Origin of the sequence: Amycolatopsis thailandensis (genome assembly GCF_002234405.1) — a bacterium.
Classification (GTDB): domain Bacteria; phylum Actinomycetota; class Actinomycetes; order Mycobacteriales; family Pseudonocardiaceae; genus Amycolatopsis; species Amycolatopsis thailandensis.
Genome location: NZ_NMQT01000156.1, coordinates 1 through 12,556 on the forward strand (window position 1 = coordinate 1; position 12,556 = coordinate 12,556).

Sequence of the window (12,556 nt, forward strand, 5' to 3'; positions counted from 1 at the left end):
TCCGTGCCGCCGGAGCGGGGGGGGGGCGGGACTGCGGACCGGGGCAACCGGACGGAGGACCGCCGGGGCCGCCTGGCCCACCGGGGCCTCCTGGCCCACCAGGTCCGCCGGGCCCCTTGGGCCCACCGGGTCCTCCAGGACCGGGGCCACCAGGACCCTGCGGTCCACCGGGCCCGCCAGGACCACCCGGGCCGCCGGGACCACGAGGAACACCGGGACCACCCGGGCCTCCGGCCGGCCCGCCCGGACCACCCGGTCTCCCGGGCCTCGGCGGCGGCCCCGGCGGACGACCAGGAGGTTGCGGCCCCGGAGGGCCGGGCGGACGTGGAGGAGTGGTGACGGACATCCGCGCTTTCTCTTCCCCTCGTGCGTGCTGCGTACCCGGAAAGCCGGTCCCGAGGAATCTGACACTAGCTGGAGTTGGTAGAAACCCCACACCAGACGGTCCCCGTACGGCTATCCTGCGGAACCGTACCGCGACGGGGAGGACTGTAGGTCGAGAATGCCATCAACACCGACTACTAAGTCTCAAGTTCAGGCTTATCAGTTCGTTCTGCGCCGGATGCAATCCGCGCTGGTCCGTCGCGACGCGGTCATGCTCCACGACCCGATGCGCACCCACACGCGCGCCACCATCGTGGGTGTCGTGCTGGCCGCACTGGGCGTCTTGGTCTTCGTCATCTGGGGGCTCCTGAGCCCGAAGCCTTCCGTGCCGGACGCGGGCAACATCGTCATCGGCGAGCAGTCCGGAACGGTGTACGTCGTGGCGGGGAACCCGAAGAAACTCGTCCCGACCTTCAACCTCGCCTCCGCGCGGCTGCTGATCATCGCGCAGTCGAAGCAGGGACAGCAGCAAGCGGGGACCAAGCCTTCCGGGCCGCAGCAGGCCTCCGAAGTGAAGAACCCCACAGTCGTCTCGGACGAACAGCTGAAGAACATCCCCCGCGGCCAGCTCATGGGCATTCCCAACGGCCCGCAGCTGATGCCGACGGAAACCCAGCGCGCCAGCGCGGACTGGGGCGTGTGCGACGAGGTCATGTACGACCCGTCGGTGCCGAAGCCCGATCTCACGAAGACGGAGACGACCGTCTACGCGGGTGTGAAGCAGCTCGGGAACCGTGAGCTCGGTCAGAACGAGGCGCTGATGGCCAAGGGCGCCAACGGCAGGACCTATCTGATCTACCGGCTGGCCGCCAATCCCAACCTGCCGAACGCCAACGCGGTCAAGGCCGAGATCAAGCCCGACGCGAACGCCGTCCTTTCCGCGCTGAAGCTGCCGGACCAGCCGCGCGGGATCTCCCAGGGGCTGCTCGACGCCATCCCCGAGGTGCCCGAACTGAAGCTGCCGGACGTCGAGGGCGACGGGGAGACCCCCAACTACGAGATCGAAGGCATGAAGGTCGGCGACGTCTTCTCCACGGAGCAGGCCGAAGGGCGGAAGGATTTCCACCTCATCCTGAGGGAAGGGATCCAGGCCATTTCCCCGGCGGTCGCGGACATCGTCCAGACCGGCAAGAACGACGGCAGCACTTCGGTGATGTCCGTGGCTCAGGGCAAGATCCGCAACATCACGCGGGTGACCGAAGGTCAGCAGGGCTTCGTCGGGCTCAACGCGTATCCCCAGACCGTGCCGACGGTGCTCAACGCGACCCAGGGTTCCCGCGTCTCCTGCCTGAGCTGGTCCATCGCCGGTGATGGCGCCAGCCGTGACGGGCACACGGCGGTCTTCGTCGACGACAAGCTGCCGAAGGGCAGGAACGCCGACGGGTCCGCGCCCGGCGTCAAGATCGGCACCCCCGGTCCGGTCGGCGCGCCGATCAACAGCTTCTTCATGGAGCCCGGCTACGCGGCGGTCGTCCAGTCGGCGACCGGCAAGGAGACCTTCGACAAGGGACCGATCCAGCTGATCTCCGATCGCGGGATCCGCTACGGCGTCCCCGACGCCGTGACCGCAGACTCGATCGGGCTCAACAAGCGCGTTCCCGCGCCCGAGTCCATCGTCAGGATCCTGCCCACCGGCGCTTCGCTGAACACACAGGACGTCCTTCGTACCTTCGACACGGTGCCGATCGACGACAGGGCGGGCTCGGTCGCCACGCAGTCGCAGCAGGCTCCCGCGGGCAACTGATCGCGGGAACCTCGTGGACGGCGCGCGCGTCTCAAACCCAAGCGGTATCGGGTGAGTGGAGGGTGCAGTGGCCGGCCTGAAGATCGACGGCGTCGCCGTCGTCGACTATGCGAAGCGGGTGGACGCGGCCGCCGGAGAGCTCGATCTGGCGGCCGCGGAGGTGACCGGGGACGGCATCACCGTCGAGTCCCATGGCGCGCTGGGGGAGGAACTGGGCCTCGGCGCGTCTTACGGGCGCGCGGCCGGGGCCATCCGACGTCAGCTGGAGGAAGGCGCGGCCGCGTTGAGGTCGGCGTCAGAGGCCCTGCACACCGTGACCGCGCGGCACGCCGGGCACGACGAAGAGGCCGCCCAGATGATCAAACGCGCCGTGGAGCTCTGATCCGCATGATCGCCGAGTCGGAGAACCCGACCGATTCCATCCCGCACCCGAAGGCCGCCCGCGCCGCTGCTCCCGAGCCGGCCCAGAGCGCGTTTAGCCCGCTAAACGCGACGGGGTCGGGCGGTGAGGACCTGGTCGAGGCCGCGGCGCCGCATCTCGCCTTCGTCTCCGAGCTGTCCGGCCATCTGGGTCTGATCGACCCCGTCGAGGCCTACCTGACCCCGTTGGCGGGGCGCTGGGAGGACCTCAAGGAGGAGGCGGACCGGCTCCGGAAAGCGGCGGCGACCGCGGGCACCGTCTCGAAAGAACTGTCGGAGGACCTCGGCCGTCTCGACGCCGGATGGTCCGGCAAGGACGCCGACGCGTTCGTCGCGTACATCGGGGACATCAAGATCGCGGGCTCCGACGTCGAGGACGCCCTCACCACGCTGGCGGGTTCGCTCGACGAGCTGGTGCTGTCGATCCGCCGCATCCTGACCGATCTCGTCGAGGTCCTCGTCGATACGGCCGAGCTGACCTCCGAGACCGCGATGCTGCCGGTCGGCGGCGTCCGGCGAGCGCGCACTCAGCTTGAAGAGGCCCAAGAGTCGGCCAAGGCGCTTTTCGAAGCCGGCCGCAACGTCATCGAGGGCTTCGTGCGGTTTTGCGACGGCGTCGACGATCCTGACGGCGCGTCTCGGAGCATCGAGATCGCCCACCGCTACCCGCGCGACGAGTTCAAGCTCAACGACGACTCCGAACCGGCGAACGCGCCGGCGCAGGAGAAGGCGGCCGCCACTGGATCGGATTCCGGTGCCGCCGTGTCTTCCGAGGAACAGTCGACGTCGCCGTCCGCGGCCGATCCCGCCGACGGCCGGAAGACCGGATCCCAGGAACCGCTGATCGAGCAAGGGCAGGCGCCGATCCCGGAGGTCGCGCCCGTGCAGGCCGCTCCGGCTCATGGGCAGGCCGCCGGGTCGGGATCGGCGATGATGCCGATGGGGATGGCGCCCATGATGGGGATGGGCGCCGGCGGGGGAGGCGGCACCGCGCATCAGTCGAAGACGCGGCCCGCGTCGAAGCCGTCCGATGTGGTCGGTGAGCCCGGGCAGGTCGTCCCGCCCGTGATCGGCGAGGACGACGCCCCGAAGAAACCCGCCCCGAAGCCCAAACCCGCCAAGTAGGCGCCCCGCAGGCAGAGCGACTTTAGCGGGCTAATCGCGATCTGACGGTCTGGAGGCGAGTCCAGAGCAGATGACGATTAGCCCGCTAAAGTCGCACGCTTTAGGGGGTCTTGCGGGCGGGGGCGGTGGTCGGCCGGTTCCGGCGGACCGAGTGCACCACGAACAACGTGACGAGCAGGGCCACCAGGCCTCCGCCGGTCCCGGCGAGCGCGACGATCATCGGAGTGGAGTCGCGGTCGTTCGACGGCGGCAGGTTCGCGGGCAGCGGAACCGCCTTCGCCTTGTCCGCCTCGGACGGCACGATCGCCGTCAGCGCCGCGATCGGGTCGATGACCCCGAACCCGACGAAGTTGTCCCGCCCGCCCGGCGCCGCGGGGTGCTGCGCCGTCGCCTTGATCCGGTTCATCACCTCACGGGCCTGCAGCCCGGGGAACTTCGCGCGCACGAGCGCGGCCAGCCCGGCGACGTACGGGGCGGCGAAGCTGGTCCCTTGGATAGGGCCGGGGTCCTTGCCGCCTTCGATGGTCAGGTTGGCCAGACTGCTCGACCCCTCGGCGGGGTCGAGCGAAATGATCTTGGTGCCCGGCGCGGCCACGGACACCCACGGCCCGTTGACGCTGAAGTCCGCGACACCGCCGGTGTCGTCGATGGCCGCGACGGACAGCACGTCGTCGGCGAACCACGGCGGCGTGACGATCATCTTGGGCGACTTGGGATCCGGCTGGTCGTTCTGCGGGCACTTAGGGCCGACGTTGCCCGCCGCCGCGACCACGACCACGTTCTGGGTGACGGCGTAGTTCACCGCGGCCTGCAGTTGCTGTTCGCCTTGGGTGATCTTGCCGTCGGCTTGGCGACAGTTGTCGACCGACATGTTGATGACCTTGGCGCCCTTGTCGACGGCCCGGACCACGGCTTGCGCGAGCGTCTTCAACGTGCCCGCGGTCTTGCCCTGCTCCTGCTGCCGTCCACCCTTGTCCTGACCCGGCGCCGTTCCGTCCGCGGCGCCGCCGACAGCGCCGTTTCCCTGCGACGAGGGTGGGAGCTCGTTGTTCGACGACCCGGGAGGGGCGGAGTTGGAGGAAGACGGAGGGGGAGGCGGCGGCTCGGCCTTCTTCTCGGCCTCCTCGTAGTTCTGGCTCGACTGACGGATCGACATGATCTGGGCGTCCGGCGCGACCCCGCGGAACCCGATGCTCGGGTCGGTCGGGTTCGCGGCGATGATTCCCGCCACCTCGGTGCCGTGGCCGTCGCAGTCCTCGAGCCCCGGTGCCTTGCCGTTGGGAGTCGCGACGTAGTCGCCTCCCGATTCGACAGGATTCTTGAAGTACGGGTGCGCGCTGACGCCGGTGTCGATCACGGCGACCTTGACGCCTCCGCCGACCGACTTGGTGGCGCCGCGCATCAACTCGTGGACCTTCTGGATCTGCAAGTACTCCTGGCCCCACGGTCGGCTCTTGATGTCGACCTGATCGCCGCCGAGCTTGCTGCGCTGCACGCACAGTGTCTTCTGCTCGTAGTTCTTGTCCGGCTTGTTTTCGTCCGCCGGCTTCTTGGAGGGGTCGACCGGGGGCGGAGTCGCGTAGTAACCACCGGCGTCCGGCGCGACGCTGCTTTGCTGCGCCCACGCCGGAAGCGCCACCGACGCCGGCGAGAGAACACCGATACCGGCCGCCAGCAGCACCGTTCCGGTACGTCCGGCGAGGCCGAGGTGGCGGACGCGCGTCCCCCTGGACTTCCGCGCTGCGGCCATCAGAGCATCATCCGATCGGGTCGTCACTTGAAGTTGAGGTGGCGCAGCGTCGTGTAGAGATCCATGACGCCGAGCGCCAGCGGGAGCACCGTCGCGATGAAGACGGCCTCGAAGATCTCCACGGTCCGCCGCAGCGGCGGCGAGAAGCGCTGGTTCGGGAAGATCACGCCGACCACGAGCGCGCCGGCGCCGATCAGCAGCAGCGCGCCGAACACGAACAGGACCCGGTTCAGCGGGCTCGCCGACCACATCCAGCCGAGCAGGATGCCCGCGCCGGACACCATTCCGGTGGTCAGCAGGGCGATGGCCTGCGCGCCGTTCGCGTACGCCCGGGCCCTCAGGAGCAGGACCAACGTGGCGATCACGCCGAGGATCGGGCCGAAGACCGTGGGAGACGTCGAGGCGATGATCGCGAACAGCGCGGTGGCCGCGCCGCAGCCGGTCAGCAGACCGGTCATGTACTCGTGGGCGACCGCGGTGCGGCGCTCGATGGCGCGGTAGTCAGGGAAGCCCGAGTCTTCCTTGAGCTCTTCGGCGCTGCCGGGCACATGCGGTGTCGGCAGCGCGGCGAGCTTGATCGTCGCGCGCGGCAGAAGCGAGATGCAGGCCAGCGAGAACGCGGTGGCGCCCGCGGCGATCCCGGCGATCGGGGTGTCGATGAGGGTCGCGGCCAGGAACGTGAGCGCCGAGATCGTCGCCGTCGTCGCGGCCGCGATGAAGGTGGTGATCCCGTGCCCGATGACGAGGATGCAGACCGCCGCCACGATGATCACGAGGGTGCTCGCGAGCAACAGGTTCGCCCACAGGGACAGCCCGGGCACGATGTAGAAGCCGCTGACGAAGGCCAGCGGCAGGCCGCCTGCCGCGGCGATCAGCACGCCTGTCGCCTGGGCCTGGTAGGCCTTGGCCAGTGTCGCGCCGACCGCGACGCACGCGATCGCGCCGACACCACCCGCGATCGCGGCGGCGAGCGCGTTGCCGCCGTAGAACGACCCGCTGGTGAAGAGCGCGAGAGCCGAGAAGAACAGCGCCAGGCCGCCCGCGATGTGCCCGAACCGGCGCGCCGTCTCCTTGGTCCACGGACGGAAGCTGTCCGGGGACGACTCGGCGATCGCGTCGACGACGTCGTCGTACAGCGGCGGCGGCGGGTTCTCGTTGCGCTTGCGCAGCTGCAGCAGTTCGCCGTCGACGACACCGAGGGACGCGAGGGTCCGGCTCGGGTCGAGCGGTGCGTCGCCCAGCTTCGCCAACGCCCAGCCGCCGTGGCGGGCGCCGCCGTCCGGCGTCGCCTCCTTTGCCATCTCCAACAGCATGGGCAGCAGATCCGCCACCGCGACGTCAGCCGGCAAAGCCACGTCGATCCGGGTGCGTGGCGCGACCACCGTCACCCTGCTGAATACCGTCGTGCCCGTTGCCACTGCCTTCCCCCTGCCCTGAGAGTCTGGTCCCCGGGGAACCTATACCGAACCCGGGTGCCCACATCATCGACTGTCGGAAAAAGACCGGCAAAAGTAAGAGAGACGACCTCCGGGCCCCCTCTTCCCGGCCGTCGACGCGTCGCCTTTAGCCCCCTAATCGCGACGCGTAGGGAGCCTAAGCATTTCGGTCGCCGCCGGCCCCCGGATCGCGATTAGGGGGCTAAACGCACGTCCGGGCGTCCGAGGGTCAGATCGCGATTAGCCCGCTAAACGCACGTCGGCGGAGCCGGAGCCCTAGACTCCCGGCATGCGTATGGTCCCGGCAGGGGCCGTTCTCGGCGTTGTCCGGATTTCACCGGCCACGTTCGATAGGTTGTCTCGCGCACCCGTACGCGCACCAACGGTGGCCGCCATCGTCGAGTTTGAAGAGGGGTCCTTCGATGAGCACGCTGCAGTTCAAGAAGTCACCGCGCCTGGCGGCGCCGCGGCCGCCGGGCGGCGAGGTGCATCTCGAACCGCCGCCTGAGGTGCCGCGCACCATCCCGGGCAACATCGTCATGAAGCTGCTTCCCGCGGTGATGATCGTCGCTTCCCTCGGGATGATGGTCTTCATGTTCACCACCGGTGGACGCAATCCCATGATGATGATGATGGGCGGCATGATGGTGCTCAGCACCGTCGGCATGATGGCCGGCGGCGCGGGCAAGGGCGGCGGCGCCAAAAAGGCCGAGATGGACGAGGACCGCAAGGACTACCTGCGCTACCTCGGCCAGATGCGTGACAGGGCCCGCGAGGCCATGGTCGACCAGCGCGCCGCTCTCGAGTGGGTCCACCCCGACCCGCAGACGCTGTGGTCGCTGGCCGCGAGCCGCCGCATGTGGGAACGCCGCCAGAACGACCAGGACTTCCTCCACCTCCGCGTCGGCCGCAGTTCGCACCGTCTCGCGACGCGGCTCGTGCCGCCGCAGACCGGCCCGGTCGACGAACTGGAGCCGATCGCCACGCTGGCTTTGCGCCGGTTCGTCCGCGCGCACTCGATCGTCCCCGACCTGCCGACCCAGATCACCCTCCGCGGGTTCGCCGCGGTCAGCATGCAGGGCGACCGCGGTCTCACCCGCGGTCTCACCCGCGCGATGCTGGCTCAGCTGGTCACCTTCCACAGTCCCGACGACGTCCTCATCGCGGTCGCGACAGCGGGCCGCGCCAAAGAGGAGTGGGAGTGGGCGAAGTGGCTGCCGCACGCCCAGCACCCGGCGCTCGCCGACGGCATCGGCCAGCTGCGGATGATGGCCGGTTCCCTCGCGCAGATCGAGCAGTGGCTCGACGAAGAACTCCGTGACCGCCAGCGGTTCTCCCGCAACGCGACGCCCGCCCCGGACCAGCCGCACATCGTCATCATCGTCGACGACGCCGAGGTCACCCGCGAGGAGCAGATCATCCTCGAAGAGGGTCTGGTCGGCGTCACCCTGATCGACCTTTCCGACTCCATCGGCAACCTCGCCGCCCGTCGTGGCCTGCGGCTGGTCGTCGAGGAAGACCGCCTCGGCGCGCGCAGCGCCGGCGGCGTCGAGTGGTTCGGCCGCCCGGACACGCTCAGCGTCGTCGAGTCCGAGGCGCTGGCCCGGCTCCTCGCCCCGTACCGCGTCGGCACCGCCGCGCAGGACGCCGCCGAGGAAGAGCCGCTGCTGTCCAACCCCGGTCTGCTCGAACTGCTGGGCATCCCCGGCGACCCGATGACCTTCGACGTCCAGCAGTCATGGCGGCCCCGCCCGGTGCGAGACCGCTACCGCGTCCCGTTCGGCGTCGGCGAGTACGGCCAGCCGGTCGAGCTGGACATCAAGGAAGCCGCGATGGAGGGCATGGGCCCGCACGGCCTGTGCATCGGGGCGACCGGTTCCGGTAAGTCCGAGTTCCTCCGCACCCTGGTGCTGGGCATGCTCGCCACGCACTCGTCGAGCACGCTGAACTTCGTCCTCGTCGACTTCAAGGGTGGTGCGACGTTCCTCGGCCTGGACACCGCGCCGCACGTTTCCGCGGTCATCACCAACCTCGCGGACGAGGTCACGCTGGTCGACCGGATGAAGGACGCGCTGGCGGGCGAAATGAACCGCCGCCAGGAAGCGCTGAAAAACGGCGGTAACTTCAAGAACGTCTGGGAGTACGAGAAGGCCCGCGAGAACGGCGCCGACCTCGACCCGCTGCCCGCGCTCTTCATCGTCTGTGACGAGTTCTCCGAACTGCTGGCCGCGAAGCCGGACTTCATCGACCTGTTCGTCGCCATCGGCCGTCTGGGCCGGTCGCTCCAGATGCACATGCTCCTCGCGTCGCAGCGGCTGGAAGAGGGCAAGCTGCGCGGTCTCGACTCGCACCTTTCCTACCGCATCGGTCTGAAGACGTTCTCCGCCGCGGAATCCCGGGCCGCGATCGGCGTGCCCGACGCGTTCGAGCTGCCGTCCGTCCCCGGTGGCGGTTACCTCAAGTACGACACCTCGACGCTGGTCCGCTTCAAGGCCTCGTACGTCTCGGGCCCGTACCGGCCCGCGGGCATCAAGGCGGCGGGCCCGGTCGCGACCGTGGTCCGCGCCGACAAGCGCCCGCAGCTGTTCGTCCCGGACTTCGTCGAACTGCCGAAGGAACCGGAGCCGCAGCAGATCGAGGCCGCGCCGGTGGAAGAGGCCAAGTCGGAGGAGGCCGTCGAGCCCAGCGAGCTCGACGTGATCGTGTCCCGGCTGATCGGCCAGGGCCCGCCCGCGCACGAGGTCTGGCTGCCGCCGCTCAAGGAGCCGAACTCGCTCGACACCCTGCTGCCGAACCTGAACCCCACCGACGACCGCGGTCTCTCCCCGGTCGGGTTCTTCGGCAACGGACGGCTGCAGGTGCCGATGGGCATCGTCGACCGCCCGTACGAGCAGCGACGCGACCTGCTGTGGGGCGACTTCTCCGGTGGCGCCGGGCACGGTGTCATCGTCGGCGGTCCGCAGTCGGGCAAGTCGACCATGCTCCGGACGCTGATCATGTCGATGGCGCTGACCCACACCCCCGAGGAAGCGCAGTTCTACGCGCTCGACCTCGGTGGCGGTACGTTGGCCGGTCTCCAGGGCCTGCCGCACGTCGGTGGTGTCGCCGTCGCCCGGCGCGAGCCGGACAAGGCCCGCCGGATCGTGGCCGAGCTGACCACCCTGCTCACCGAGCGGGAAGGCCGGTTCGGTGCCATGGGCATCGACTCGATGAACGAGTTCCGCAACCGCAAGCGGCGGGGCGAGATCAAGCCCGAGGAAGACGCCTTCGGCGACGCGTTCCTGATCGTCGACAACTGGAAGGCGCTGCGGGACGACTTCGACGAGCTGGAGACCTCGATCACCAAGCTCGCCACCCAGGGTCTTTCCTACGGTGTCCACGTCATCATCGCGGCGAACCGGTGGGCGGACATCCGCCCGGCGATCAAGGACATGATCGGTACCCGGTTCGAGCTGCGCCTCGGTGACCCGAGTGAGTCGGACATCGACCGCCGGGTCGCGGTGAACGTCCCGTCCGGCCGCCCTGGCCGCGGTCTGACCAGGGACAAGCTGCACCTGCTGACCGGTCTCCCGCGCATCGACGGGTCGAGCAACCCGGACGATCTCGCCGCCGGTGTCGCCGACGCGGTGGCGAAGATCAAGGCCGCGTGGCGGGGCCGCCCGGCGCCGCAGGTCCGCCTGCTGCCGGAGATGGTCACCTACGACGAGGTCCTGTCCATCGACTCCAAGCGCAACACGAAGCTGGTGCCGATCGGCGTCAACGAGGAAGACCTCCAGCCGATCTACCTCGACTTCGCCGCAGATTCGCACTTCTACGCTTTCGCGGACGGCGAGTCGGGCAAGACGAACCTGCTGCGGCAGATCACCCGGGGCATCACCGAGCGGTACACGACGCAGGAAGCGGTCGTCATCCTCGTCGACTACCGGCGCACGATGCTCGGCTTCATCGGCGGGGACCAGCTGCTCGGCTACGCGGTGTCGGCCGCCCAGCTGGACAGCATGGTCAAGGACGTACACGGGTCGATGACCCGGCGGCTCCCCGGTCCGGACGTCACGCAGGAACAGCTGAAGACCCGGTCCTGGTGGACCGGTCCGGAACTGTTCGTCATCGTCGACGACTACGACCTGGTCGCCACGCAGTCGAGCAACCCGCTGAAGCCGCTCGCCGAGTTCCTCGCGCAGGCGAAGGACGTCGGTCTGCACATCATCGTCGTGCGCCGCAGCGGTGGCGCGAGCCGGGCGATGTTCGACCCGATCCTCGGCAAGCTCAGGGAGATCGCGGCGCCCGGTATGGTCATGAACGGCTCGCGGGACGAGGGCAACCTCGTCGCCAACGTGAAGCCGAGCCAGATGCCTCCGGGACGAGGAAACCTCGTCACCCGGAAGCACGGCAAGCAGCTCATGCAGGTCTCGTGGATCCAGCCGGACTGACCTCCCGCGGAACCAGGTGAGGTACGGGACGGGCGTGTGGTGACGACGACGATCTGCGGGAGTGGCTGGTGACTGTGCGGGTAGCGGTGGACTTCGGGACATCGAGCACCTGCGTAGTCGCTTCGATCAACGGCCGCGAACCGCAGGTCGTCGTGGTGGACGGGCAGCCCCTGATGTCGTCGGCGGTCTACGCCGCGCCGGACGGGACGCTGTTCGTCGGCCAGGAGGCGGAACGGCAGGCGGCGGTGGATCCGTCGCGCTACGAGCCGAATCCGAAGCGCCGGATCGACGAGGGCGACCTGCTGCTGGGCGACAACGTCCTTCGCGTGACCGACGTCGTCCACGCCGTGCTGAAACGCGCGGTGACCGAGGCTCGCCGGCTCGCCGGTGACGCCGAAGTCGAATTGCTCGTGCTGACCCACCCGGCCGATTGGGGCGCGACCCGGACCCGGCTGCTCCGGCAGGCGGCGGGCGGGCTCGCGCGTCAGGTCGCGCTCGTACCGGAGCCGGTCGCCGCGGCGGTCTATCACGCGGCGACGTTCGCCCCGGCCGACCTCAACTCCGAGCGCACCGTCGAGTTCAGCGGCCGCCCCGGCGACGCCCTCGCGGTGCTCGACCTGGGTGGCGGCACCGTCGACGTCTCCGTGGTCCAGCGCATGCCCGGCAGCCCGGCGGATCGCGGTTCGCCCGCTAAACGCGCCGGGTTCCAGGTGCTGGCCACCCGGGGGGATCCGAGCTTCGGCGGGGCGGACGTCGACCAGGCGCTCCTGGAGCACGTGGGGTCGCTGGTTTCGTCCGTCGATCCGCCGGAGTGGCGGAAACTGGTCGAAGGCCGCGAACTCACCGATCGGCGTCGTCGCCGCGTACTACGGCAGGACGTACGCGGCGCGAAGGAGACGCTGTCCCGGCACGCGTACACCGACGTCCCGATGCCGCCGCCGTTCGCCGACGCGCACGTGACGCGGGAGGACCTGGAGCGGCTCATCGCGGGCCCGCTCGGGCGCGCGGTCGAGCTGACCGTGGGCGCGATCGCGGATTCCGGGCTGCGGCCCAAGCAGCTGACGGCGATCTTCCTGGTGGGCGGGTCCAGCCGGATCCCGATGGTGTCCCGGCTGGTGCACGAGCGGACCGGCGTCGTGCCCACCACGCTCGACCAGCCGGAGACCGTGGTCGCCCGCGGCGCCCTGCGCGCGGTGCTGATCGATCCGGACCGGACGGGCTCGCTCGCGGGCTCCGCGGTCTCCCGGGGCGGCGCCCCCGCGCCTGC

General features: G+C 69.6%; 8 protein-coding genes. 5 read left to right on the top strand and 3 right to left on the bottom strand.

Annotation, left to right across the window (positions count from 1 at the left end):
- A partial coding sequence (locus tag CFP71_RS37190) for a hypothetical protein (protein WP_208636128.1) occupies positions 1 to 252 on the bottom strand: 252 nt, incomplete at its 3' end.
- Between the two features lie 250 nt (positions 253 to 502).
- On the opposite strand from CFP71_RS37190, the gene eccB reads away from it, so the two are divergent.
- The 3 genes from eccB (at position 503) to CFP71_RS37205 (ending at position 3,673) form a co-directional block, all read left to right on the top strand.
- Positions 503 to 2,128: a type VII secretion protein EccB gene (gene eccB / locus CFP71_RS37195; RefSeq protein WP_093938597.1), complete on the top strand. Its 1,626-nt coding sequence runs from the start codon at positions 503 to 505 to the stop codon at positions 2,126 to 2,128.
- A 67-nt stretch (positions 2,129 to 2,195) separates the two neighbouring features.
- Positions 2,196 to 2,510 (top strand): hypothetical protein, encoded by a 315-nt coding sequence (locus CFP71_RS37200; RefSeq protein WP_093938598.1) that lies wholly within the window; start codon positions 2,196 to 2,198, stop codon positions 2,508 to 2,510.
- A gap of 5 nt (positions 2,511 to 2,515) precedes the next feature.
- Positions 2,516 to 3,673 (top strand): WXG100 family type VII secretion target, encoded by a 1,158-nt coding sequence (locus CFP71_RS37205; protein ID WP_093938599.1) that lies wholly within the window; start codon positions 2,516 to 2,518, stop codon positions 3,671 to 3,673.
- A 100-nt stretch (positions 3,674 to 3,773) separates the two neighbouring features.
- On the opposite strand, the gene mycP is transcribed toward CFP71_RS37205, so the two are convergent.
- Positions 3,774 to 5,423 (bottom strand): type VII secretion-associated serine protease mycosin, encoded by a 1,650-nt coding sequence (gene mycP, locus CFP71_RS37210; protein ID WP_093938600.1) that lies wholly within the window; start codon positions 5,421 to 5,423, stop codon positions 3,774 to 3,776.
- 23 nt (positions 5,424 to 5,446) lie between these two features.
- Entirely contained in the window at positions 5,447 to 6,811 is a 1,365-nt protein-coding gene (gene eccD / locus CFP71_RS37215) for a type VII secretion integral membrane protein EccD (RefSeq protein ID WP_093938601.1), read from the bottom strand.
- A gap of 470 nt (positions 6,812 to 7,281) precedes the next feature.
- Here eccD and eccCa point away from each other — a divergent pair, with 470 nt between their 5' ends.
- Together eccCa and CFP71_RS37225 are read left to right on the top strand one after the other, a co-directional pair.
- Entirely contained in the window at positions 7,282 to 11,289 is a 4,008-nt protein-coding gene (gene eccCa / locus CFP71_RS37220) for a type VII secretion protein EccCa (protein WP_093938602.1), read from the top strand.
- Between the two features lie 68 nt (positions 11,290 to 11,357).
- A partial coding sequence (locus tag CFP71_RS37225; RefSeq protein ID WP_143267240.1) for an Hsp70 family protein occupies positions 11,358 to 12,556 on the top strand: 1,199 nt, incomplete at its 3' end.